The sequence below is a fragment of the Clostridium sp. cel8 genome, assembly GCF_014050525.1.
In the GTDB taxonomy this organism is placed as follows: Bacteria; Bacillota; Clostridia; order Clostridiales; family Clostridiaceae; genus Clostridium_B.
In genome coordinates, this window is the sequence record NZ_JACGAG010000009.1 from 91,466 (window position 1) to 115,176 (window position 23,711).

25 protein-coding genes, 5 tRNA genes and 1 riboswitch are annotated in these 23,711 nt (G+C 31.2%); of the genes, 29 read left to right on the forward strand and 1 reads right to left on the reverse strand.

All coding sequences use genetic code 11. The annotated features are described in order from the left end of the window. Positions 1–59: 59 nt before the first annotated feature. From rpiB to H2684_RS09280, 21 genes are all read left to right on the forward strand, one after another. Positions 60–509, forward strand: coding sequence for a ribose 5-phosphate isomerase B (gene rpiB / locus H2684_RS09180; RefSeq protein ID WP_182089110.1), 450 nt, complete (start codon positions 60–62; stop codon positions 507–509). A gap of 46 nt (positions 510–555) precedes the next feature. Further along, positions 556–1,185, forward strand: coding sequence for a uracil phosphoribosyltransferase (gene upp, locus H2684_RS09185; RefSeq protein WP_182089111.1), 630 nt, complete (start codon positions 556–558; stop codon positions 1,183–1,185). 144 nt (positions 1,186–1,329) lie between these two features. Beyond that, positions 1,330–1,743 carry a dCMP deaminase family protein gene (locus H2684_RS09190; protein ID WP_182089112.1) on the forward strand — a complete coding sequence of 138 codons (414 nt, stop codon included), beginning with the start codon at positions 1,330–1,332 and terminating at the stop codon, positions 1,741–1,743. A gap of 30 nt (positions 1,744–1,773) precedes the next feature. Continuing rightward, on the forward strand, positions 1,774–2,802 hold the full coding sequence (locus tag H2684_RS09195) for an MraY family glycosyltransferase (RefSeq protein ID WP_182089113.1): 1,029 nt from the start codon (positions 1,774–1,776) through the stop codon (positions 2,800–2,802). Between the two features lie 41 nt (positions 2,803–2,843). Beyond that, the gene (wecB, locus tag H2684_RS09200) at positions 2,844–4,010 is read left to right on the forward strand and encodes a UDP-N-acetylglucosamine 2-epimerase (non-hydrolyzing) (RefSeq protein WP_182089114.1); all 1,167 of its coding nucleotides are present in this window, start codon (positions 2,844–2,846) and stop codon (positions 4,008–4,010) included. A 234-nt stretch (positions 4,011–4,244) separates the two neighbouring features. Beyond that, complete coding sequence (locus H2684_RS09205) at positions 4,245–5,429, forward strand: acetyl-CoA C-acetyltransferase (RefSeq protein ID WP_182089115.1); 1,185 nt, start codon at positions 4,245–4,247, stop codon at positions 5,427–5,429. Between the two features lie 254 nt (positions 5,430–5,683). Next, positions 5,684–6,049 carry an ATP synthase subunit I gene (locus H2684_RS09210; RefSeq protein WP_182089116.1) on the forward strand — a complete coding sequence of 122 codons (366 nt, stop codon included), beginning with the start codon at positions 5,684–5,686 and terminating at the stop codon, positions 6,047–6,049. Between the two features lie 26 nt (positions 6,050–6,075). After that, positions 6,076–6,759, forward strand: a complete 684-nt coding sequence (locus H2684_RS09215) for a F0F1 ATP synthase subunit A (protein WP_182089117.1) — start codon at positions 6,076–6,078, stop codon at positions 6,757–6,759. Positions 6,760–6,800: 41 nt separating this feature from the next. Next, positions 6,801–7,046 carry an ATP synthase F0 subunit C gene (atpE, locus tag H2684_RS09220; RefSeq protein ID WP_182089118.1) on the forward strand — a complete coding sequence of 82 codons (246 nt, stop codon included), beginning with the start codon at positions 6,801–6,803 and terminating at the stop codon, positions 7,044–7,046. Between the two features lie 54 nt (positions 7,047–7,100). Beyond that, the gene (locus H2684_RS09225; RefSeq protein WP_182089119.1) at positions 7,101–7,580 is read left to right on the forward strand and encodes a F0F1 ATP synthase subunit B; all 480 of its coding nucleotides are present in this window, start codon (positions 7,101–7,103) and stop codon (positions 7,578–7,580) included. A gap of 1 nt (position 7,581) precedes the next feature. Beyond that, positions 7,582–8,121: a F0F1 ATP synthase subunit delta gene (locus tag H2684_RS09230; protein WP_182089120.1), complete on the forward strand. Its 540-nt coding sequence runs from the start codon at positions 7,582–7,584 to the stop codon at positions 8,119–8,121. Between the two features lie 10 nt (positions 8,122–8,131). After that, entirely contained in the window at positions 8,132–9,646 is a 1,515-nt protein-coding gene (gene atpA, locus H2684_RS09235) for a F0F1 ATP synthase subunit alpha (RefSeq protein ID WP_182089121.1), read from the forward strand. 24 nt (positions 9,647–9,670) lie between these two features. Continuing rightward, positions 9,671–10,522 carry an ATP synthase F1 subunit gamma gene (gene atpG, locus H2684_RS09240; RefSeq protein WP_182089122.1) on the forward strand — a complete coding sequence of 284 codons (852 nt, stop codon included), beginning with the start codon at positions 9,671–9,673 and terminating at the stop codon, positions 10,520–10,522. A 12-nt stretch (positions 10,523–10,534) separates the two neighbouring features. Beyond that, positions 10,535–11,929: a F0F1 ATP synthase subunit beta gene (gene atpD, locus H2684_RS09245; RefSeq protein WP_182089123.1), complete on the forward strand. Its 1,395-nt coding sequence runs from the start codon at positions 10,535–10,537 to the stop codon at positions 11,927–11,929. Between the two features lie 32 nt (positions 11,930–11,961). After that, entirely contained in the window at positions 11,962–12,360 is a 399-nt protein-coding gene (locus tag H2684_RS09250; protein ID WP_182089124.1) for a F0F1 ATP synthase subunit epsilon, read from the forward strand. A gap of 211 nt (positions 12,361–12,571) precedes the next feature. Further along, complete coding sequence (locus H2684_RS09255; RefSeq protein ID WP_182089125.1) at positions 12,572–13,330, forward strand: hypothetical protein; 759 nt, start codon at positions 12,572–12,574, stop codon at positions 13,328–13,330. Between the two features lie 58 nt (positions 13,331–13,388). Continuing rightward, on the forward strand, positions 13,389–14,645 hold the full coding sequence (gene murA, locus H2684_RS09260) for a UDP-N-acetylglucosamine 1-carboxyvinyltransferase (RefSeq protein ID WP_182089126.1): 1,257 nt from the start codon (positions 13,389–13,391) through the stop codon (positions 14,643–14,645). 110 nt (positions 14,646–14,755) lie between these two features. Then, a complete protein-coding gene (gene spoIID, locus H2684_RS09265; RefSeq protein ID WP_182089127.1) occupies positions 14,756–15,772 on the forward strand; it encodes a stage II sporulation protein D in 1,017 nt (338 codons plus the stop codon). A 103-nt stretch (positions 15,773–15,875) separates the two neighbouring features. Further along, entirely contained in the window at positions 15,876–16,595 is a 720-nt protein-coding gene (locus H2684_RS09270; RefSeq protein WP_182089128.1) for a M23 family metallopeptidase, read from the forward strand. A gap of 164 nt (positions 16,596–16,759) precedes the next feature. Beyond that, the gene (gene spoIIID / locus H2684_RS09275) at positions 16,760–17,014 is read left to right on the forward strand and encodes a sporulation transcriptional regulator SpoIIID (protein WP_182089129.1); all 255 of its coding nucleotides are present in this window, start codon (positions 16,760–16,762) and stop codon (positions 17,012–17,014) included. 95 nt (positions 17,015–17,109) lie between these two features. Next, entirely contained in the window at positions 17,110–18,138 is a 1,029-nt protein-coding gene (locus H2684_RS09280; protein ID WP_182089130.1) for a rod shape-determining protein, read from the forward strand. A gap of 51 nt (positions 18,139–18,189) precedes the next feature. Here H2684_RS09280 and yyaC read toward each other — a convergent pair whose 3' ends face one another. Next, positions 18,190–18,729, reverse strand: a complete 540-nt coding sequence (gene yyaC / locus H2684_RS09285) for a spore protease YyaC (RefSeq protein ID WP_182089131.1) — start codon at positions 18,727–18,729, stop codon at positions 18,190–18,192. Positions 18,730–19,040: 311 nt separating this feature from the next. On the opposite strand from yyaC, the gene H2684_RS09290 reads away from it, so the two are divergent. The 8 genes from H2684_RS09290 to H2684_RS09325 all read left to right on the forward strand — a co-directional run bounded on the left by H2684_RS09290 (position 19,041) and on the right by H2684_RS09325 (position 23,639). Then, positions 19,041–19,116: transfer RNA gene (locus tag H2684_RS09290), tRNA-Thr, on the forward strand. Between the two features lie 5 nt (positions 19,117–19,121). Beyond that, positions 19,122–19,206: transfer RNA gene (locus H2684_RS09295), tRNA-Tyr, on the forward strand. A 5-nt stretch (positions 19,207–19,211) separates the two neighbouring features. Next, positions 19,212–19,287: transfer RNA gene (locus H2684_RS09300), tRNA-Val, on the forward strand. A gap of 30 nt (positions 19,288–19,317) precedes the next feature. Then, a tRNA-Thr gene (locus tag H2684_RS09305) sits at positions 19,318–19,393 on the forward strand. 5 nt (positions 19,394–19,398) lie between these two features. Further along, a tRNA-Tyr gene (locus H2684_RS09310) sits at positions 19,399–19,483 on the forward strand. Positions 19,484–19,523: 40 nt separating this feature from the next. Beyond that, positions 19,524–19,621, forward strand: a riboswitch (SAM riboswitch). Between the two features lie 68 nt (positions 19,622–19,689). Continuing rightward, the gene (gene metK / locus H2684_RS09315; RefSeq protein ID WP_182089132.1) at positions 19,690–20,865 is read left to right on the forward strand and encodes a methionine adenosyltransferase; all 1,176 of its coding nucleotides are present in this window, start codon (positions 19,690–19,692) and stop codon (positions 20,863–20,865) included. A 112-nt stretch (positions 20,866–20,977) separates the two neighbouring features. Continuing rightward, on the forward strand, positions 20,978–23,224 hold the full coding sequence (locus H2684_RS09320) for an ATP-dependent RecD-like DNA helicase (RefSeq protein WP_182089133.1): 2,247 nt from the start codon (positions 20,978–20,980) through the stop codon (positions 23,222–23,224). Beyond that, positions 23,193–23,639 (forward strand): hypothetical protein, encoded by a 447-nt coding sequence (locus tag H2684_RS09325; RefSeq protein WP_182089134.1) that lies wholly within the window; start codon positions 23,193–23,195, stop codon positions 23,637–23,639. Before H2684_RS09320 ends, H2684_RS09325 begins: the two co-directional genes overlap by 32 nt. The last annotated feature ends 72 nt before the right edge of the window (positions 23,640–23,711 follow it).

Genomic DNA, 23,711 nt, shown 5'->3' on the forward strand with positions numbered 1-23,711 from the left:
TTGGGTTTATGAAAAATTAATTTTTATTTGGTATTATAATAAGAAGTGGAGGTATTTTTATGAAAATTGCTTTAGGAAGTGACCATGCTGGATTTCCTTTAAAAAAGGAAATAATGAAACATTTAGAGGAGAGAAACATAGAATTTAAGGACTTTGGAACATTTTCTGAAGAATCATGTGACTATCCAGATTATGGACAGAAGGTTGCAGAAGAAGTAGCGTCTAAAAACTTTGAATTTGGAATAATAGTTTGTGGAACAGGTATAGGTATAAGCATATCTGCAAATAAAGTTCCAGGAATAAGGGCTGCCCTATGTGGAGATACTTTTAGTGCAAGAGCAACTAGACAACATAATGATGCAAATATATTAGCACTTGGCCAAAGGGTTGTAGGACCAGGACTTGCACTTGATATAGTTGATGCATTTTTAGATGCAAAATTCCTAGGTGGAAGACATAAAAGAAGAGTAGATAAAATCTCTAAAATAGAGGAAAAATATTATAAATAAAAAATACACCATTAATTATATAGTGTATTTAATTAGGAGGAATATAATGGGTAAATTAACACAAATAACACATCCACTTATACAGCATAAATTGGCACTTATAAGGGATAAAAATACAGGATCAAAGGATTTCAGAGAACTTGTAGAAGAAGTAGCTATGCTTATGGCCTATGAAGTAACACGAGATTTGCAATTAGAGGATGTCAAAATAGAAACTCCTATATGCACAACAACATGTAAAATGCTTTCAGGTAAAAAAGTGGCTATAGTTCCAATACTTAGAGCAGGTCTTGGAATGGTAGGAGGAATGTTGAAACTTATTCCAGCTGCTAAAGTAGGACATATAGGACTTTATAGAGATGAAAAGACTTTAAATCCGGTAGAATACTTTTGTAAATTACCTCAAGATATTGGTGATAGAGATGTAATTGTTACTGATCCTATGCTTGCTACAGGTGGATCTGCTACAGATGCAATAACTCTTTTAAAGAAGAGAGGAGCAAAAAAGATAAGGCTTATGTGCTTAATTGCAGCTCCTGATGGTGTAGAAAAGGTTAAAAAAGTTCATCCTGATGTAGATATATATGTAGCAGCTTTGGATGAAAAATTGAATGAGAATGGATACATAATACCTGGACTTGGAGATGCAGGAGATAGGCTTTACGGAACAAAATAGGTTTGATTTAAATTTAAGACTCTTGATATGATTCAAGGGTCTTAAATTTTTTAAAAATTGACCGTTTCTTTAAAAAAGTGACTTTATAGTTTATAATATATATGTTTGAGCTTAAGGATATGTTTGAACTAAGGAGATAATTTTATGAGAAAAGATTGGGATAATTATTTTATGGATATTGCATTTAAAGTTGCTGAGAGGAGTACATGTCCAAGATTGCATGTCGGAGCTGTTTTAGTTAAAAATAGAAGAATTAAGGGAACTGGATATAATGGCAGTCCTAAAGGATTACCACATTGTGATGATGTAGGGTGTTATATGAAAAATAACCATTGTAGAAGAACTATTCACGCAGAAGTTAATTGCCTGCTTGAAGTTGCACCTCCAGATAGAGAAGATGCTTCATTATATGTTACACATATGCCATGTCCTGAATGTCAAAAACTTATAATAACTTGTGGTATAAAAAGAGTGGTATTTTGTGAAGAATATTCTCCAGAAATTGATTGGTTTAAATATGCACCACAAATTCAATTAGAACGTATAGAGAGAAAGTAACTTAAAGATGATAACGAGGAAGGTTAATTCATGGATAATATGTACATATTGGCTATAGTTTCAACTGCCATTTCTGCCATACTTACACCATTTGTTAGAAAATTTGCAGTAAGGTTTAATGTGATTGATGTGCCAAAAGATCATAGACGAGTGCATAATAAACCTACACCTCTTTTAGGAGGATTGGCTATATATTTTTCTTTTGTAATAACACTTATATTGTGTAAAGGAGCTTTAACTAATTCTGAAATTGGATTGATTATAGGCGCTACTATAATAGTTATAGGTGGAGTTATAGATGACAAATATAATATAAGGCCGTGGGAAAAATTGCTATTTCAAATATCAGCAGCACTAGTATTAATATTTTTTGGAGTGAGTATAAATGTTATAACTAATCCTATAAGCAATATTTATGAGTTTATAAATATAGGATATCTGTGTATTCCACTTACAATAATATGGATAGTTGGAATAACAAATGCTGTTAATTTAATCGATGGATTAGATGGCCTTGCAGCTGGAATATCACTTATAGCATCTATTACACTTTTTATAATATCAATTCTTAATAGCAGAAATGAAGCTGCCACACTTATAATAATATTTTCCGGAGCAATACTTGGTTTTTTGCCTTATAATTTTAATCCAGCAACAATATTTATGGGAGATACTGGATCACAATTATTAGGGTTTATGTTAGCAGGTATATCTATAAGAGGCGCAATAAAATCAGCTGTGGCATTTTCTATTGCAGTTCCAATACTTGCACTTGGTATACCCATATATGATACTCTGTTTGCTATGATAAGAAGGAAAATAAATGGTAAACCGATTATGGCACCAGATAGAGGGCATTTACATCATAGACTTCTTGATATGGGGCTTACTCAGAAGCAAGTAGTTGCAATAATGTACATAATAAGTGCAATTCTAGGAACATTCTCTATAATTGCTATGGAAATTAATCCACAAAAATCCTATTTTGTCTTATTGGCAGTGATGATAGTATTGATTTTAATAGCATGGAGAGCTGGATTTTTTAAACATAAGGAATGAATATTGTCACAAAATTCAATCCATAAAATGGAGGAATATATATGAAAACATTAAAAACTATTACTATATTTGGAACAAGACCTGAAGCTATAAAGATGGCTCCATTAGTTAAAGAGTTGGAGAGAAGAAATTCTATAGAAAATAAAGTTTGTGTTACAGCACAGCACAGACAAATGTTAGATCAAGTTCTTGACTTGTTTGATATAAAGCCGGATTTTGATTTGAACATAATGAAAAATAAACAGACATTAACTGGAATAACAACTAAAGTATTAGAAGGGCTTGAAGAAATATTTGAAGCAGAGAATCCGGATTTAGTTCTTGTTCATGGAGATACTACAACTACCTTTGCAGCATCACTTGCTGCATTTTATAAGAAAATAAAGGTAGGTCATGTTGAAGCTGGACTAAGGACATACAATAAGTATTTTCCATTCCCTGAAGAAATGAATAGAAAACTTACAGGAGCCATAGCAGATTTACACTTTGCACCTACTGAAAGATCGAGAAATAATCTTCTTAGAGAAGGAGTCTGTAAAGATAATATATTTGTTACAGGTAACACTGTTATAGATGCAATGAAATTTACAGTAAATAGCAGTTATGAATTTAACAATAATGAGTTAAACAATATAGATTATAGGAATAAAAAGGTTATAATGGTAACTGCTCATAGAAGAGAAAATTGGGGAAAAGGAATAAAAAATATTTGTGAAGCTTTAAAGACAATAGTTAGGGAAAATAAAGATGTTGAACTTGTATACTTAGTTCATCTCAATCCAATTGTTAAAAATATGGTATATGATATACTTGGAAAAGAGGAGAGAGTACATCTTCTAAAGCCTCTTGATACAGATGAAACCCATAATTTAATGAATAAATGTTACATGGTTATGACAGATTCAGGAGGACTTCAAGAGGAAGCTCCTCATCTTGGCAAACCAGTTCTTGTTTTGAGAAATGTTACTGAAAGACCTGAGGCTGTTGATGCTGGAACGGTTAAATTAGTAGGAACCTCTAAAGAAATAATAGTCCAAAGTGCAAATGAACTTCTTAGATATAAGGATAAATACGAAAAAATGAGCAGGGCAATAAATCCATATGGAGATGGAAAGGCTTCTATAAGGATTGTTGATTCTATATTGGAGTATTTTGATATTGAAAAGGGAATATATAAGGAGTTTAATTACTCAAGTAAGAATTATTAAAATTAATTTTATATAATTTTTTAATTGAAGGTTGAAAATTATATACAAAAATAGTATACTTATAATATAAAAAAGTACATATGAGTTTTCATCTTGAAATCGTTATTAAATATATAGACTTTGTGTATTTTTTAACAAAAAATATTGATAAAATTTTAATTATCTAGTATAATGAAATTGTTAACAAGAAAGTTTGCAATTTATTAATTTTAGATAAATATAGGAGGATTAATCATGAAAGAAGTAGTTATTGCAAGTGCAGTAAGAACAGCTATAGGCAAATTTGGAGGAACATTAAAAGATGTTCCAGCTACTGAATTAGGTGCTATAGTTATTAAAGAAGCAATAAAAAGAGCAAATATAAAACCTGAAGATGTTGATGAAGTCGTAATGGGTAATGTATTACAAGCAGGTCTTGGACAAAACCCAGCAAGACAAGCATCCATAAAATCAGGAATTCCAAACACTGTTCCATCTTTTACTTTAAATAAAGTATGTGGATCAGGGCTTAGAGCAGTAAGCTTAGCTACACAACTTATAAAAGCTGGAGATGATGATATAGTTGTAGCAGGTGGAATGGAAAATATGTCTGCAGCTCCATATGTGCTTCCTACTACTAGATGGGGACAAAGAATGTTTGATGGAAAAGTAATTGATGCAATGGTAAAAGACGGACTTTGGGATGCTTTTTATGACTATCATATGGGAATGACAGCTGAAAATATAGCTGAAAGATGGGGCATAACAAGAGAAATGCAAGATGAATTCGCAGAAGCATCTCAGAAAAAGGCAGAAAAAGCAATAAAGAGTGGAAGATTTAAAGATGAAATAGTTCCAGTAGTTATAAAAGATAGAAAAAAAGGAGAAATAGTTTTTGATACTGATGAATTCCCTAGATTTGGAACAACAGTTGAAAAACTTGCAAAATTAAAACCGGCATTCAAAAAAGACGGTGGAACTGTTACAGCAGGTAACGCTTCAGGAATAAATGATGCAGCAGCAGCTTTTGTTATTATGAGTGCAGATAAAGCTAAAGAGCTTGGAATAAAACCACTTGCAAAGATAGTTTCTTATGGTTCAAAAGGACTTGATCCACAGATAATGGGATATGGACCTTTCTATGCAACTAAAGCAGCACTTGAGAAGACTAATTTAACTGTAGATGATATGGATTTAATAGAAGCAAATGAAGCATTTGCAGCACAGAGTTTAGCAGTTGCTAAGGATTTGAAATTTGACATGAGTAAGGTAAATGTAAATGGAGGAGCAATTGCTTTAGGACATCCAATTGGAGCATCAGGTGCAAGAATACTTGTTACATTGCTTTATGAAATGGAAAAGAGAGATTCAAAATATGGATTAGCTACTTTATGCATAGGCGGTGGAATGGGAACTGCTGTTGTAGTTGAAAGACAGTAATATTTAAATAGAACATAACAATATGATATAAGGATTTGGAAAAACCCGAAACTTTTAAAAGTTTCGGGTAAATTCTTTATTAATTTTATAATTATATTGAATGTTAAATATAGATTTATTGAGTAATTAAGATTAAATATGATAAAAATCGACTAAAACAAAATAAATACAGATAATTAAGCTAAAAATAAAACTTTTAGATTGTATTTTAAAGGTATATAATTTTATTAATTACTTTTAAGAGAGGCAATTTTATGAATAAAGATATTGTGAACATGGTAAAGAAGGTAAGTGCTATTAATTTATTAATTGGCATTTCATTTGCATTGGCTGTTCAAACATTATTTGATATGTATGGATTATTTGTTATAATTGGTATGGTAGTAGGTATATTTAATTTTTTTATTAATAGTGTAGTAGGTGGACTTATATTTGATAAACTAAAAGATTCTTCTGCAGCATTGTATATGATAAGTTTTATTTTGCGGATTGTAATTGCAGCTGTAATAGGATATATTATTTTTACACATAATAAATATGGGACAGTTGCTTATTTATTTGGCTATACTTCTCATTTATTGGGAATATATATATATTCAGCTATTAGTAATAATCAATAACATCAATTAAGAAAGGATGTGATGAAGTGGAGAATTTTCTTCCATTGTTTACTATACATTTGGGATCACTAAGTATTGGGATAACATCTAGTATACTTATTCAATGGATTATTATTGTACTCTTAGCTATTCTAGCAAAAGTTTTTACTGCTAATATGAAAAAGATTCCTGATAAGAAACAGACTGTGGTTGAAATGATTTTTGAATCAATACGAAATCTAGTTATTGATAATATGGGAAAAGAGTATATTAACTACATACCATATGTAGGTACTCTTGCTATTTATATTTTAGCTATAAATATTCTTCCACTAATTGTAGGGGTCAGGGCTCCAAGTGAAGACTTAAGTGTTGCTTTTGGACTTGCAGTTATAACTTTTGTATTAGTTCAATTCAATGCAATTAAAAAAATTGGTTTAAAAAGCTATTTTAAAGCGTATGCTGAACCAGTAGTACCGTTATTGCCACTTAACATCATAGAAAGGCTGGTACTTCCAGTTTCTTTGAGTTTGCGACTATTTGGTAATATGACTGCCGCTGCTGTAATTGTTGGTATGGTATATGGTGGCTTGGGTAATATAGCTTGGTTTGCGCAATTGTTAGTTCCAATTCCTTTTCATGCGTTTTTTGATTTGTTTGATGGATCAATACAAATGATAGTTTTTGTTATGCTAACAATGATGAATATTAAAGTTATAGCTGAACATTAATTTTAGTTATTCAATAATTTTATTTTAAGGAGGATTTTATTATGAATTTAGATGCACAATCATTTATATCAGGAATGGCAGCTATTGGAGCAGGTTTAGCTGCTATAGGATGCTTAGGAGGAGGTATTGGTGTTGGTACTGCAGCTGGAAAAGCAGTTGAAGGAGTATCAAGACAGCCAGAGGCAAGTGGTAAAATATTAAGCACATTCTTTGTAAGTGCAGCTTTATCAGAAGTAACAGCTATATATTCACTATTAATAGCTCTTATTTTGGTATTTAAGGTCTGATATAGTATACCTCACCAGTATATATGTATTTAGAGGGGAGGAAACGGATTAAAAATGCAAATAGTTTTAGTTAGAGTCATTATAACTATAATAAATTTTATTATATTGTATTTTGTTTTGAAGTATTTCTTCTTCGACACTGTAAACAATAGAATTACAAGTAGAGAAGAAGAAATTGCATTTAAAATTAAAAGTGCAGATGAAAATCAACAAAAGTCAAAAGAAATTTTAGCTAAACATAATAAGTTACTTACTAGTTCGAAACAAGAAGGTAAAAATATTGTTGAGGAATATAAAAATAAAGCTAGCAAAGTTTCTGATGACATAATAAAAGATGCACAAAAAGAGGCTCAGCTTATATTAAGTAGAGCTAAGACTGAAGCAGATAGGGAAAGAGAAAAAGCAAAAGACGATATAAAAAGCCAAGTTGTTAATTTGGCTATGTTAGTATCATCAAAGGCTTTAGAAGGTTCTATCGATGAAGAACAACATAGGAGACTTATTCAAGACTTTATAAGTAAGGTAGGTATCTGATATGTACGAATATTTGGACAGAAGATACGCTCTTGCACTTTATGAAATTGCAGAGGAAAAAGGTAAAGTAAAAGAATATCTGGATGAATTAGAAAGTGTTGTAAAAACTATAAAAAATAATTCTAAATTTCTTGAGATTATTGAACATCCTAAAGTAAGTACATCTCAGAAAAAACAGATCTTTACTGAAATTTTTAAAGACCGAATAGATGATGATGTCTTTTCATTTTTGATGGTTCTAATAGAGAAAAATAGAATATATGATATAGATGGAAAGCTTAGAGAGATGAAAAATATATATCTTGAAAAGCATAATACTGTTATAGCTAAAGTTAAAACTGTAGTTCCCTTAAAAGATGATGAAAAATCAGCTTTAATAGAGAAATTAGAAAATAAGTTTAAGAAGAAGGTTTTGATTGAAGAAGAGATAGATCCGACTATAATAGGTGGAGTTTATGTTGAAATAAACAATGAAGTTATAGATGGAACTATAAGGTCAAAACTCTCTGAAATGAAAAAAATAATGCTTAGGAAAGATTAGAGGTGAGCCTATGAATATAAAACCTGAAGAAATAACTTCAATTATAAAAGATGAAATAGAAAAATATGAAAAGAAAATAGAAACAGTTGATTCAGGTACAATAATTCAAATTGGCGATGGTATTGCCAGAGTTTATGGCCTTGATAAATGTATGGCTAATGAACTTTTAGAATTTCCAAATGGTGTTTATGGTATGGCATTAAACCTTGAACAGGATAATGTAGGTTGTGTGCTTTTAGGTTCTGAGAATGGTATAAAAGAAGGAGATACTGTTAAAAGTACAGGTAAAGTTGTAGAAGTACCAGTAGGAGAGGATGTTATAGGTAGAGTTGTAAATGCACTTGGACAGCCAATTGATGGCAAAGGTCCTGTTAAATCCTCAGAAAGTAGACCTGTAGATGTTGTAGCTCCGGGAGTTATAACTAGACAGTCTGTTAAAGAACCACTTCAAACAGGAATAAAAGCTATAGATTCAATGATACCAATTGGAAAAGGACAAAGGGAATTGATTATAGGAGATAGACAGACAGGAAAGACTGCTATTGCTATAGATACTATAATCAATCAAAAAGGAAAAGATGTAATATGTATATATGTAGCTATAGGGCAGAAGCAATCAACTGTAGCTCATATAGTTAATGATTTGACTGAAATGGGTGCTATGGATTATACAATAGTTGTATCAGCTACAGCTTCAGAACCAGCACCACTTCAATATATTGCTCCTTATGCTGGATGTACTATGGGTGAATACTTTATGAATAAAGGAAAAGATGTTCTCATAGTATATGATGATTTATCAAAGCATGCAGTTGCATATAGGGAAATGTCATTACTACTCCGTAGACCACCAGGAAGAGAAGCTTATCCAGGTGATGTATTTTATCTGCACTCAAGATTACTTGAGAGAGCTGCAAAACTGTCAGATAAATTAGGTGGAGGATCTCTTACTGCACTTCCTATAATAGAAACTATGGCAGGAGATGTTACGGCATATATACCAACTAATGTTATATCTATAACAGATGGTCAAATATTCTTGGAAACTGAGCTTTTCTATGCTGGACAAAGACCAGCTATAAATGCAGGAATATCAGTATCCAGAGTTGGTGGTAGTGCCCAAATTAAAGCCATGAAACAGGTTGCAGGTACACTTAGATTGGATCTTGCACAGTATAGAGAACTTGCATCATTTGCACAATTTGGATCTGATCTAGATAAAGAGTCAATGAGAAGACTTGAAAAAGGTAAGAGATTAACTGAGATATTAAAGCAAGATCAATATAAACCAATGCCTGTAGAAAATCAGATAATTATTTTATTTGCAGCTAGTAGAAACTATATAATGGATGTTCCAGTTGAGAAAATTACTGAATTTGAAAAAGAATTGCTTGAATATATGGATACTCATCATAAGGAGATAGGACAGGAAATATTAGAGAAAAAAGTTATATCCGATGAATTAAGTGAAAAACTTGGTAATGCTATAGATGAATTTAAAAAAATATTTTTAGCAGAGGTATAGTTGTTCCTTTGCGGGAGGTGAAATATGGCAGGAGCAGGACTTGTTGCAATAAAAAGAAGAATTAAGTCAGTAACTAGTACTCAAAAAATAACAAATGCCATGGCACTCATTGCTACTGCTAATCTTAGAAAAGTTAGAAAAAAGCTAGATACAAACAATGCATATTCTGAACTATTTGGGTCTATTGTAAATGAACTTATTCCAGAAGTTAATGGAAGAAATATTTATATAGATGGTAATGGAAGTAAAAAAAAGCTTTATATATGTTTAAATTCAGATACAGGATTGTGTGGAGGATTTAACAACAATGTTGTAAATGAATTGAGTGCTCATGTATCTAAAGATAAGGAAAATGCTATTTTAATAGCAGTAGGACAAAAGGGAAGAATGTATTTTAAAAGACTTCATTACACTGCTGAAGCAGAATATGTAGATATTCCTGACATTCCTACTATAAAGGAAGCAAATACACTAACATATAAAGCATTGGATTTTTATAAAAGTGGTAAGGTTGGAGAAATAAATATAGTATATACTAAATTTATTTCTACTATTAAGCAAGATGTATTTGTTGAAAAATTACTCCCTCTAGAAGAGAGTAAAACAAATCAAAAAAGAGTTATTGTAAAATTTGAGCCAGAAGTAGATTATATGATAGATGATATAGTTGTTTCACATTTGAAACAAAAGATTCTAAATTGCATGATGAATTCAAAAGCTAGTGAACAGGCATCTAGAATGACAGCAATGGATGGATCAACTAAAAATGCGAATGACTTATTAGAAACTTTGAATCTTAAATACAATAGAGAGAGACAATCTGCTATAACTCAAGAAATAACTGAAATAGTTGGAGGAGCAGAATCTCTTAAGTAAGGAGGGATACTAATGCCAAATATAGGCAAAGTTGTTGAGGTTATAGGACCTGTTGTAGATATTAAATTTAAGCCAGAAAACCTTCCTAATATTTATAATGCCATAAATATAAAATGTAAAGATAGAACATTGGTTACAGAAGTTTCCCAGCATTTGGGTGACGATATAGTTAGAACTATATCTATGGAAAGTACAGATGGATTAATAAGAGGTATGGATGCTATTGATACAGGAGCACCTATATCTGTACCTGTTGGAGATGTGGTTTTAGGAAGACTTTTCAATATGCTAGGTAAACCTATTGATGAAAAGGGAGATGTAAATGCAAATACATACTATCCTATTCATAGATCGGCACCAAGCTTTGAAGATCAATCTGTTAAGCCTGAGATGTTTGAAACTGGTATTAAAGTTATAGACCTTCTTGCACCATATCAAAGAGGTGGAAAGATAGGATTATTTGGTGGAGCAGGTGTTGGTAAAACAGTTCTTATACAGGAACTTATAAATAACATAGCAAAACAGCATGGTGGATTATCTGTATTTACAGGTGTTGGAGAAAGAACAAGAGAGGGTAATGACCTTTATTATGAAATGCAAGAGTCAGGCGTTATTAATAAAACAGCTCTAGTATTTGGTCAGATGAATGAACCACCAGGAGCAAGAATGAGAGTTGCTCTTACTGGACTTACAATGGCAGAATATTTTAGAGATAAAGGCCAAGATGTGCTTTTATTTATAGATAATATATTTAGATTTACTCAGGCAGGTTCTGAGGTTTCAGCGCTTCTTGGAAGAATACCTAGTGCAGTTGGTTATCAGCCAACACTTGCAACTGAAATGGGTGCTCTTCAAGAGAGAATAACATCTACAAAAAATGGATCTATTACATCTGTTCAAGCTGTATATGTACCAGCAGATGACTTAACTGACCCAGCACCAGCAACAACATTTACACATCTTGATGCAACTACAGTTCTTTCAAGATCTATATCAGAAATTGGAATATATCCTGCAGTTGATCCTCTTGATTCAAGTTCAAGAATATTGGATCCTAGAATTGTTGGTGAAGAACATTATAAAGTTGCATCTGATGTAAAACATATACTTGAAAGATATAGTGAACTTCAAGATATTATAGCAATCCTTGGTGTAGATGAACTTTCAGAAGAAGATAGGTTAGTAGTTCTAAGAGCAAGAAGAATTCAAAGATTTTTATCTCAGCCATTTTCTGTTGCAGAACAATTTACAGGATATAAAGGCAAATATGTTCCTATAAAGGAAACAATAAGAGGATTTAAAGAAATCTTGGAAGGTAAATATGATGATTTGCCAGAAACAGCATTCTTATTTAAGGGAACTATAGATGAGGTTGTTGAGGCTGCTAAGAAAATGAATAAAAATTAATATATTATGTTAATTTGTAAAAGGAGATTAGTATGTTGGAAGTTTTAAAATTGACTATCCTTACCCCTGAAAGAAACTTTTATAGTGGAGAAGTGGTAGAGGTACTAACAGAAAGTGTAGAAGGTAGTATTGCAATTCTTCCAAATCATATGCCTTTAGTTACCACACTCAGACCTACTGATACTGTGATTACACAAAAAGATGGCAAGAAGTTAATGGCCTTTACATCTACTGGTATACTTCAAGTTAAAAATAATGAGTTAAAAATTCTCTGTGATGATTGTGAATGGCCTGAAGAAGTAGATAAGAAAAGAGCTGAGGAAGCCAAAAAAAGGGCTGAGGAAAGGTTGAAAAACCCAGATGGAGGAATAGATGTAAAAAGAGCTCAGTTAGCTTTAGCAAGGGCTCTAGCTAGAATTAATTTAAAATAAAATACTATGTTTAAAATAAGTGTAGAGCAAATGCTCTACACTTATTTTTTATGGATTATATTCACAATTTAATTAAGTTAATTATATATTATTATTGAGTATATTAATTATTGTATGTGAAATAATTTCTATTTATGATAAAAATTATTATATAAAGTGAATATTATATTTATATATGTCCATACTCTTAAACAGGACAGGGGGATGGATTATGAAGAAAAAAATCTTATTTAATATTATGGTTTATATCGAATTTATAATATTTTTATCATCTAATATTTCTGCATACAAAGTTAATAATCAAACAAAAACTCATTTCAATAAAACACTTTTTCAAAGTCAAGAATTACCTTCAGATGATAAAGTTGATGTATTTAATAGCATAATTAAAAATACTCACTCTAAAACTGTGCAATATGGTGTTACAGCTCAGTTTAATACTTCTGATCCTAAAGAAAAAATAGTAAATGAATTATTTTATAAGTTAAATAAAGATAAAAAGCTGACTAAGGATTTCTCAAGTAATAAAGAAAATTATTCTTTAAACTTTAAGGGAAAATCTGTAAGCGGGTATATAGAAAGTACAAGATATGATAATTACAATATTGTAAAAATAGATATTGTAAAACAAAGCAATATATACGCTATAAATGAACTTAATCAACAAATGCATTCTATATTGGAAGAGTTTTCACATCATATTAAATATTTCCAATATGTAAAAGTAAAGGTGCTAAATGGCAGTGTAGAAGAAACCTATGATAAAGTGATAAAAACATTAAATAGCATAGGAAATAATGGTATAAGAACAGATTCTCTACAAAATGGATATACTTCCACTACTTGTACAGGACAATATAAAAGAATTTATAGTAATGGAGAACCTGTTGACTTTAATTTTGCCGTTGTAAAGTATTCTACAGGTGTTTATATCATAATGGGAACACCAGAAATTATGGAAACATACTGAAGATTTATTTTTAAATATGTAAGAAACATAACAGAAATTATAGAATGGAGGACAATTTATGAGCAAAATAGTAGTTAGAGGCGGTAATAAGCTTCATGGAGAAGTAAATATTAGCTCAGCTAAGAATTCTGTGTTGCCTATAATAGCTGGATGTATATTAAGTGGAGATAAATGTATAATTGATGATGTTCCTATGCTTGAAGATGTATTTGTTATAAGCAATATACTCAAAAGTATTGGAGGAGAAATAAATATAGATAAACAGTTAAATAAAATAATAATAGATAGTTCAAATATTAAAGATTCTATGCCGGATAGTAGTTTAGTAAAAAAGATGAGAGCTTCTTTTCTCATAATGGGGCCTATGCTGTCTAGATTTGGACATTTTAAGCTTTCACTTCCTGGAGGATGCAATATAGGAACAAGACCAATTGATCTTCATTTAAAAGGATTAAGTGCACTTGGTGCTGAGGTGAATGTAGGTCATGGTTATGTTGAAGCTAGGGCTAGTAAACTTATAGGGAATAACATATATTTGGATTTTCCTTCAGTGGGAGCTACTGAAAATATAATGATGGCAGCTGTAATGGCCGAAGGAGAAACTATAATAGAAAATGCTGCTGAGGAACCTGAAATAGGAGATTTAGGTAGATTCTTAAATAGCATGGGAGCAAATATAATAGGTGCAGGGACAGATACAATTAAAATAGTAGGAGTAAAAACTTTAAAGGGAACAACCCATAAACCTATAAAGGATAGAATAGAATGTGGTACTTTTATGGTTGCAGCTGCAATAACAAGGAGTAAATTAAAAATAAATGGAGTTAATTTAGAATATTTAAAGCCTTTAATTGCTAAGTTAACTGAAGCTGGTATATATATAAAACCAGAAAGTAATGGAATAATTGTTGATGGTAATAGAGAGTTAAGTCCTATAGATGTAAAAACTATGCCATATCCTGGTTTTCCTACAGATATGCAATCCCAGATAACAGGTCTTTTGTGCACAGTCCAGGGAACTAGTATTATAACAGAAACTATTTTTGAAAATAGATTTATGCATGTTGCAGAGATGAAGAGGATGGGTGCTAATATAAAGATAAATGGAAGAAGCGCAGTTATAGAAGGAGTCACTAGCCTTACAGGAGCGGAGGTTAGAGCTACTGACCTTAGAGCAGGAGCAGCTCTTATACTATGTGGACTTTGTGCAGAAGGTGAAACTGAAATATCAGATATATACCATATAGATAGAGGATATGTAAATATAGAAAAGAAACTTAAAGCACTTGGAGCTGATATTAAAAGAGTGGATTAATAGTTATTATATTTTGTAATATTATCTTAAATACTCTCATAAAAATATATATGTAATTAACATATACCTGCAGGATAGTTTACTGCAGGTATAATTATGAGAGGAGTCAAATGAATAAAAATATTCTATTTATATTAAAAAACATATTTATATTAATGATTATATGTTCGAGTTTTATAATAGTATTATCATTAATTATTGGTGGAAGTAAGAACGGTTTAATAAATTCAAGTGAGATAATTTCCAAAAATAAGAATAACCCAAAAATAAAAGTTTATATTACTGAGGAAAAGAAAATAGAGGAGATGAATTTAGAAGATTATGTTATGGGAGTAGTGGCAGGGGAAATGCCGGCAGCATTTTCAGAAGAAGCCTTGAAAGCTCAAGCTGTTGCAGCTAGAACTTTTGCAGTTGCCCATATGGAACAATATGGGGGAACACAGTATAGCAGTAATACAGGGGCAGATGTATGTGATACTTCTAAATGTCAAGTATATATGTCTAAAGAAGAGAGAATGAGCAAATGGTCAAGTAAAGATAGAAATATGTATTGGAGTAAAATAGAAAATGCTGTAAAGTCAACTAGTGGTGAAATTTTAACATATAAAGGTAAGTTAGTTATGGAACCATATTACTTTGCTGTAAGCTCGGGAGAAACGGAAAGTGCACTTTCTGTTTTTAATAAGAATATAGAATATCTTAAAAGTGTAAAGAGTTTTGGAGATGAAAGGTCTAAAAAATATGAAACCTATAAAAGTGTACCTGAAATGGAATTTATAAATAGTATAAATTCAAATTATAAAGATGCAAATCTTTCTGTATCAAATTTAAAAAGTTCAATTATAGTAAAGAGTAGAAATGAAGGCGGTTCTGTAAAAGAAATTAAACTTGGAGGAATAACTATATCTGGCACAAAATTTAGAGCATTAATGGGACTAAATTCATCAAATTTTAGCATAACATTTAAGAAAAATAATGTAGTAATTAAATGTCTTGGATATGGACATGATGTTGGAATGAGCCAGTGGGGAGCAGATGCTATGGCAAAATCAGGTAAAAGTTATAGTGATATATTATATCATTATTATACAGGTGTTAAAATAGATAAACTTGATGATTTATTTTAAAGTTAAACATCAGCAAATGCTGATGTCTTTTTTTTATAAAAAATTTATAAAAATATGTATTTTTTTCTATCATCTGGACAAACTACAAAAAGGAGGTGTTGATATGGATAAAAATTTTATTAAAAAGCCAATTGATTTTGTTAAGAAGGAGGGTTTTTACATAGTTTTATTTATCTGTTTGTGTGTTGTAGCTACAGCAGCAATTTTGACATTTAGAAGTGATGAGAATCAAAAAGTTAATCAAAATAAAACAACTATATCACAGCAAAAGAAAAATAGTGAAACTGCTATAACAGAGGATAAACATGATAATGCCCTTCAGGTAAAGCAAAACAGTAGCAAAGAAAATAGCAAAGAAAATACTAATGTACAGAAGCAGGAAGCTTCAAAATCGGTGTCAAGTTCGACTAGCATGGATTTTCAAAAACCTGTTGAAGGTAATATAGCTAGGGGATATTCCCAGGATCCTGTATATTGGGATTCTACTGAAAGTTACAGACCAAATTTAGGATATGAAATACAAGCTAAGATTGGAACACCGGTTTTTGCGGCTATGAGTGGAAAAGTTGAAAAAATAGATAAAAATACTCAAGACGGCGTGGAAGTTATTATAAATCATCAAAATGGATTAAAGACAATATACTCAAATTTAAACTCTAATTTGAAGGTTTCTGAGGGTCAAGATATATCAAAAGGTCAGGTAATAGGTGTTGTTGGAAATACTACTTTGAGATCTGCCTATGAGAAATATGGGGATCATCTTCATTTTGCAGTTTTAAAAGGAGATGAATTTGTTGATCCAGCAAGATATATAAAATATTAAGTTTTGGCCATTTCTCCAATTGATTATGAAGAAATGGCTAAAACAAGAATAATTACACTTATTAATATGATAAAGATTTGAATTTATATTAAAGTTCTACATTTAACATGATTTATTTAAGAGCATAGATTATAACTGTAAGCTAAATAAAGGAGTGATAACAGTTGAAAGATTATATAGAAGAAAGAGTTTTAGAAGTAGCTAAATATATAATAGGATCCAAAGCTACTATAAGAAAAACTGCAAAGGTATTTGGGGTAAGTAAAAGCACAATACATAAAGATATGACAGAAAGATTACCAAAAATAAATCCTCAAATTGCAAAACAAGCTAAAATGATATTGGATTATAATAAAGCTGAAAGACACATTAGAGGTGGTAATGCCACTAAAATGAAGTATAAAGCTATTGAAGGTTAAAAACATTCCTATTATAATTATAATATAAGTCCATTAATATAAATAGTAGAAGCTACATTATTAACCAAAAGCGGGAAGAGTAGGAGTGAAAAGGAATGTTTTTTAGTATAGGAACTGACATGGGAATTGATTTAGGTACAGCTACAGTGCTTGTTTATGTTAAAGGGAAAGGTGTAGTATTAAAAGAACCATCAGTAGTAGCAATAGATAAGAGTCAAAATAAAGTACTTGCTGTAGGTGAAGAAGCATGGCAGATGATTGGTAGAACTCCCGGAAATATTGTGGCAATACGTCCATTAAAAGATGGGGTTATTTCTGATTATGATGTAACAGAAAAGATGTTGAAATATTTTATAGAAAAAGCCTGTGGACGTAGGAAAACCACACCTAGAGTTGTAATTTGTGTGCCTTGCCAGGCTACTGAAGTGGAAAAGAGGGCTGTAATCGATGCAGCAAAAAATGCAGGAGCAAAGAAAGTATTTCTTATAGAAGAACCTTTAGCTGCAGCTATAGGAGCAGGCATTGACATAACTAGACCTGAAGGAAATATGGTAATTGATATAGGAGGAGGAACTACAGATGTAGCTGTAATCTCTTTAGGAGGGATTGTAGTAAGATCCTCAATTAAAGTAGCGGGAGATAAATTTGATGAGTCTATAATAAAATTTATAAGAAAAGAACGTAAGTTAATGATAGGAGAAAGAACTGCTGAAGAGTTAAAGATAAATATAGGATCTGCATTCAAATTAGATGAGGAGATTGAAATGGATATAAGAGGAAGAGATTTAATTACAGGTCTTCCAAAAAATATGACAATATCTTCAGCGGAAATGAGAGAAGCGCTTAAAGATACTATAAATGCTATAGCGGATACATCTCATGCAGTACTTGAAAAAACTCCCCCGGAATTAGCAGCAGATATTGCAAGTAAAGGAATTGTTATGACAGGAGGAGGAGCTCTTTTAAATGGTTTAAGTGACTTAATACATCATGTTACTAATGTACCTGTGTTTGTAGCAGAAGATGCTGTATCTTGCGTAGCACTTGGAACAGGTAAGGTATTAGAGTATTTGGACAAAATGGAAGTTACATTTAGTGGTGATGATATAACTCTAATTGATTAAGCTAAAGATCTAATTTATTAGTATGATTTTCTAATAAGTTAGATTTTTTAATCAATCTAATATATTATTATAGTGCAAGTAATATGCATGAATTAATGAATGAAGTATTACTTTTGACATAGATAGAACTAAATTAAGACGGATATTATTTGAACTACTAAACATATTTTTTTGTGAATTTGAATCAACTATGCCTATTATTGATGTTTCACCTACATTTGGCAGTGATTTTCCTACCCCTTTACCTGGATGTACAGGGACATCTCTTACTTGTATTTCACCTATGTTATTTGGGTCACCTAGACATGCATCTATTCCTATTATGTTACAGTTTTTATGTTTTGATTTTATTTTATCTAATTTGTTTTCTATATTTAGTGCATGTATTGGTTCATTTATTGTTCCATAAACAGGAAGCGGGAAATGTTTGTGTATAAGTAGTGTTCCAACCAAAGGACCTAGACAATCCCCTATATACCTGTCTGTACCTATGCAGACTATAACTGTATTTTTATTTATATAGTCTTTTAAAAAGTATGATAGCTTATAGTATGCCAATGAAGTTGTGTAATTAGCTTTTATTTTGTTCAAAGTATCACCTCTTGAATTATGTTTTCACTTTTTAAATTAATAAATATGTATTTAAAAAAGTCATATATAATCTATATGAGGATTGTTTTAAAAATAGAATAAAATAAAAGTGTATACTTCTAATTAAAAATTATATATGTGTTAATATAAAGTATTGATTTTGAGAGAAAAATAAAGAAATATAGAGTAAATGCACTGTAATTGCCATGATATGAAGAAAATGCTGTTTGAAAAAAAACATAATACACGGTATACTTACATACGTTAATGTGTTTGGTAATTGTTTTACAGGATATAAAAATATTGAATAAGCTGGCATAGCTCAGCTGGTAGAGCAACTGACTTGTAATCAGTAGGTCGTGGGTTCGATGCCTACTGCCAGCACCAAATGTGGAGGAATTCCCGAGTGGCTAAAGGGGGCAGACTGTAAATCTGTTGTCATTGACTTCGATGGTTCGAATCCATCTTCCTCCACCAATTATGGGCGCATAGCTCAGCTGGGAGAGCATCTGCCTTACAAGCAGAGGGTCATAGGTTCGAGCCCTGTTGTGCCCACCATTAACGATATAGTATAAAAATATTAAATAAGCTGGCATAGCTCAGCTGGTAGAGCAACTGACTTGTAATCAGTAGGTCGTGGGTTCGATGCCTACTGCCAGCACCAAATATGGAGGAATTCCCGAGTGGCTAAAGGGGGCAGACTGTAAATCTGTTGTCATTGACTTCGATGGTTCGAATCCATCTTCCTCCACCATGAAAACACTGAACAGTGTTTTTTATTTTACAATTTAAAACTCTTATCAAGAGAGGTGGAGGGAAAGGGCCCTATGAAACCCGGCAACCGGTAGAATTACTAAGGTGCCAATTCCTGCAGTTTCCTGCGAGATAAGAGAGTTGATAAGTTTATTAACCTCTTCTTATGAAGAGGTTTTTTATTTTATACAAATGGAGGTAAAATATATGAGAAAGTTATTCACTTCCGAGTCAGTTACAGAAGGACATCCAGATAAAATGTGTGATCAGATTTCCGATGCTATACTCGATTCCATATTGGAAAAAGATCCTGATGGAAGAGTAGCTTGTGAAACTGTAACTACTACAGGAATGGTTTTGGTTATGGGTGAAATATCAACTAAATGTTATGTAGATATTCCAAAGATAGTTAGAAAAACTGTTAGAGAAATAGGTTATACTAGAGCCAAATATGGATTTGATTGTGATACATGCTCAGTTATATCATCAATAGATGAGCAATCATCGGATATAGCAATGGGGGTAAATGAAGCATTTGAAGCTAAAATAGGAGAAATGGATAAAATAGATGCAATAGGAGCAGGAGATCAGGGAATGATGTTTGGATTTGCTACAAATGAAACACCTGAATATATGCCTCTTCCAATAACTATGGCACATAAACTTGCAAAGAGATTAGCTGATGTGAGAAAAAATGAAACCATTCCATATTTAAGGCCAGATGGAAAGACTCAAGTTACTGTAGAGTATGAAGATGATAAACCAGTAAGGATAGATACAGTTGTAGTATCTTCACAGCATGACTCACATGTAACACAGGAGCAAATAAGAAAAGATATAATAGAAAATGTTATAAAGCCTGTTATACCACCAGAACTTTTGGATGATAAGACAAAATATTTTATAAATCCTACAGGTAGATTTGTAGTTGGTGGACCTCAAGGAGATTCTGGTCTTACAGGTAGAAAAATAATAGTTGACACTTATGGTGGATATGGAAGACATGGTGGTGGTGCATTTTCTGGAAAAGATCCTACTAAGGTGGATAGATCTGCTACATACGCTGCAAGATGGGTTGCGAAGAATTTGGTAGCAGCCGGAGTCGCAGATAAACTTGAAATACAAATTGCCTATGCTATTGGTGTGGCAAAGCCTGTTTCTATAACAGTTGATACGTTTGGTACTGGGAAGTTTTCAGATGATAAAATAGTGGATATAGTAAAGAAAGTATTTGATTTAAGGCCAGGAGCTATAATAAGGGATTTAAAATTAAAAAGACCTATATATAGACAAGTTGCAGCATATGGTCACTTTGGAAGAACGGATATAGACGTACCTTGGGAAAAATTGAATAAGGTTGATGAAATAAAAAAGTATTTATAAATTGAAACACGTATCTATTAGATACGTGTTTTTATGATTTAAAATTATTTTAATGTGTTATAATTATTAATATATTAATAGTTTTAAATACTTTAAAAGGTAAGGGGATCTTATGCAGGAAATACAAGGCATTTTGGATGATGTGGTATTTCATAATGAAGACAATGGGTATACAGTTGCTAAGTTAAAAAGTAAAAATGATATGATAACTGTAGTAGGAAATATACCACTTGCTATGGAAGGACAAAGCTTAAAGCTAGTAGGAGAGTGGACTACACATCCGAAATTTGGGAAACAATTTAAAATTAAATATTCTGAAGAAGTGGAACCTAATACTACAGTTGGAATTGAAAGGTATTTGTCATCTGGAGCCATATCTGGTATAGGGCCTGTTACTGCACGAAAAATAGTTGATAAATTTGGAAAAGATACTTTGGAAATAATGGATAACAACATTGAGAGATTGAGGGAAATAGATGGCATAGGACAGAAGAAAATAGACTTGATATGCAAGTCCTATTCAAAGCAAAGTGAGATAAGAAATATAATGATATTTTTACAAACTTATGGGATAAGTGCAAATAAATGTGTGAAAATACATAAAAAATTTGGAGAAAATTCCATAAATATTGTAAAAGAAAATCCATATATACTTACTGATGAAATATCTGGAATAGGATTTAAAATTGCTGATAGAATAGCAATGAGTTTAGGAATAGAGGTAAATTCACCATTTAGGATACAAAGTGGAATAAGGTATATTGTAAATAAGTTTTGTAATTTTGGCAATACATATATGCCACTTGAAAAGCTTATAAAAGAAGCCGAAAATTTACTTGGAGCAAGTAAGGAAGAAATAGAGAAAAACATATATGATAGTTCAGTAGTTGGAAAGCTTAAATTAGAAAAATGCAAAGACAATATATGTGTTTTTTTACCTACATATTATTACTGTGAACTCAGTGTAACTAAGAAGATTTTATATTTGGAGTTTAGTAAATATAAAAAGTTAAATATAGATGTTGAAAAAGAAATTTCAGATTTCGAAAATAAAAATAACATAGAATTTGCGCCTTCGCAAAAAGAAGCTATAAAGGGTGCCTTTGAAAATTCAGTGGAAATAATAACAGGGGGACCTGGTACCGGAAAAACTACTATAATAAATTGTATAACGGAGATATTTGAAAAATTTAAGTTAAAAGTTTTAATGGCGGCACCAACGGGAAGAGCTGCAAAGAGAATGTCAGAATCTACAGGAAGAGAAGCAAAGACTATACATAGACTTTTAGAAATGGGAGTACCTAGGGACGAAGAATCTATATTCTTTTCAAGAGGAGAAGAAGCTCCTTTAGAGTGTGATGTTGTTATAATAGATGAAGCTTCAATGATAGATATAGTACTTATGAACAGTCTTTTAAAAGCAATTTCAATTGGCACACGAGTTATAATAGTAGGAGATGCTCATCAGCTTCCTTCAGTTGGTCCAGGCAATGTTCTTAGGGATTTTATAGATAGCAATTGTATAAAAGTAATAAGACTTAAGGATATATTTAGACAGTCTAAGGAAAGTATGATTATAGTTAATGCACATAAGATAAATTCTGGCGAAATGCCATTTCTCAATAAAAAGGATAAGGACTTCTATTTTATAAAATGCATAGATCAAAGTAAGATACTAGATATATTAATTCAGCTAATTGATATAAGACTTCCTAAGTTTAATAAGTCATGGAATAAGTTATCTGACATACAAATAGTTTCACCTATGAGAAAAGGAATTTTAGGTGTATTTAATCTTAATAAAAAACTACAAAATATATTGAATCCCAAAACAAAAAATAAAAATGAAAAGGAATTTAGAGATACTTTATTTCGAGTAGGAGATAAAGTTATGCAGACTAAAAATAACTACTCTTTAAAATGGACATCAATTTCAGGAAAAGAAGAAGGACTTGGGGTATTTAATGGAGATATTGGATATATAGAGGAGATAAATGATGAAAATAACACTATAACAGTGATATTTGATGATGAAAAGAGAGTTGTGTATGAAAGTCTGTATTTAGATGAAATTGAACTTGCATATGCTATGACAATTCATAAAAGTCAAGGAAGTGAATTTCCAGTTATTATAATGCCAATATTTATGGGATCCACTTTTTTAATGAATAGAAATTTATTGTATACTGCTATAACTAGGGCAAAGGAAATGGTAGTACTTGTAGGAGATTTTAAAGCACTTAAATTTATGATAGATAATAATAAAAGTTTTGAAAGGTATTCGTTATTAAAAAATAGAATAATGGATATAATGGAGAGTGAAGACAATGTTTCTTTGGGAAAAAGTGAGTCTATTTGAAGAAAAGAAAAAAATAAGTAAGATTATAATTAACTGGAGTAAAAGTAGTGATAAATTTTTAAATGTTATATCTATTCCATACAATTCTACAGAAATATTTGTTGGAGTTGTTGAAAAGTATATTTTGCAAAATAAAAAGATACTTTATATAACTGACGAAAATAGAGATAGAATAAATATAGTATCTAATATAAATAAATATACTAACTTTAAAAATTATATGTACATACACAATATGAATAAAAATAAAAACTCTAATTTAAAAATATGCAACTCTAATACTGCATATTTATTAAATGAAGACTTTGATCTTGTAATATATGACGATATAAGCAACTTTTCATTTCATAGTAAATTTGAAATATTAAATATTTTAAATAGACTATCAAATTTATCCAATAAGATTATTGTCTAGCCTTGAGCATAACTCTAAGACCTTCATTCTTCTAGCCCCATGAGGGCTATTTTTTTCTATCACTAAAATTTA

Bases quoted from the DNA above. Each gene is read 5' to 3' on its own strand.
- rpiB (WP_182089110.1), top strand. From the start codon at position 60: ATGAAAATTGCTTTAGGAAGTGACCATGCTGGATTTCCTTTAAAAAAG.
- upp (WP_182089111.1), top strand. From the start codon at position 556: ATGGGTAAATTAACACAAATAACACATCCACTTATACAGCATAAATTG.
- H2684_RS09190 (WP_182089112.1), top strand. From the start codon at position 1,330: ATGAGAAAAGATTGGGATAATTATTTTATGGATATTGCATTTAAAGTT.
- H2684_RS09195 (WP_182089113.1), top strand. From the start codon at position 1,774: ATGGATAATATGTACATATTGGCTATAGTTTCAACTGCCATTTCTGCC.
- wecB (WP_182089114.1), top strand. From the start codon at position 2,844: ATGAAAACATTAAAAACTATTACTATATTTGGAACAAGACCTGAAGCT.
- H2684_RS09205 (WP_182089115.1), top strand. From the start codon at position 4,245: ATGAAAGAAGTAGTTATTGCAAGTGCAGTAAGAACAGCTATAGGCAAA.
- H2684_RS09210 (WP_182089116.1), top strand. From the start codon at position 5,684: ATGAATAAAGATATTGTGAACATGGTAAAGAAGGTAAGTGCTATTAAT.
- atpE (WP_182089118.1), top strand. From the start codon at position 6,801: ATGAATTTAGATGCACAATCATTTATATCAGGAATGGCAGCTATTGGA.
- H2684_RS09225 (WP_182089119.1), top strand. From the start codon at position 7,101: ATGCAAATAGTTTTAGTTAGAGTCATTATAACTATAATAAATTTTATT.
- H2684_RS09230 (WP_182089120.1), top strand. From the start codon at position 7,582: ATGTACGAATATTTGGACAGAAGATACGCTCTTGCACTTTATGAAATT.
- atpA (WP_182089121.1), top strand. From the start codon at position 8,132: ATGAATATAAAACCTGAAGAAATAACTTCAATTATAAAAGATGAAATA.
- atpG (WP_182089122.1), top strand. From the start codon at position 9,671: ATGGCAGGAGCAGGACTTGTTGCAATAAAAAGAAGAATTAAGTCAGTA.
- atpD (WP_182089123.1), top strand. From the start codon at position 10,535: ATGCCAAATATAGGCAAAGTTGTTGAGGTTATAGGACCTGTTGTAGAT.
- H2684_RS09250 (WP_182089124.1), top strand. From the start codon at position 11,962: ATGTTGGAAGTTTTAAAATTGACTATCCTTACCCCTGAAAGAAACTTT.
- H2684_RS09255 (WP_182089125.1), top strand. From the start codon at position 12,572: ATGAAGAAAAAAATCTTATTTAATATTATGGTTTATATCGAATTTATA.
- murA (WP_182089126.1), top strand. From the start codon at position 13,389: ATGAGCAAAATAGTAGTTAGAGGCGGTAATAAGCTTCATGGAGAAGTA.
- spoIID (WP_182089127.1), top strand. From the start codon at position 14,756: ATGAATAAAAATATTCTATTTATATTAAAAAACATATTTATATTAATG.
- H2684_RS09270 (WP_182089128.1), top strand. From the start codon at position 15,876: ATGGATAAAAATTTTATTAAAAAGCCAATTGATTTTGTTAAGAAGGAG.
- H2684_RS09280 (WP_182089130.1), top strand. From the start codon at position 17,110: ATGTTTTTTAGTATAGGAACTGACATGGGAATTGATTTAGGTACAGCT.
- metK (WP_182089132.1), top strand. From the start codon at position 19,690: ATGAGAAAGTTATTCACTTCCGAGTCAGTTACAGAAGGACATCCAGAT.
- H2684_RS09320 (WP_182089133.1), top strand. From the start codon at position 20,978: ATGCAGGAAATACAAGGCATTTTGGATGATGTGGTATTTCATAATGAA.
- H2684_RS09325 (WP_182089134.1), top strand. From the start codon at position 23,193: ATGTTTCTTTGGGAAAAAGTGAGTCTATTTGAAGAAAAGAAAAAAATA.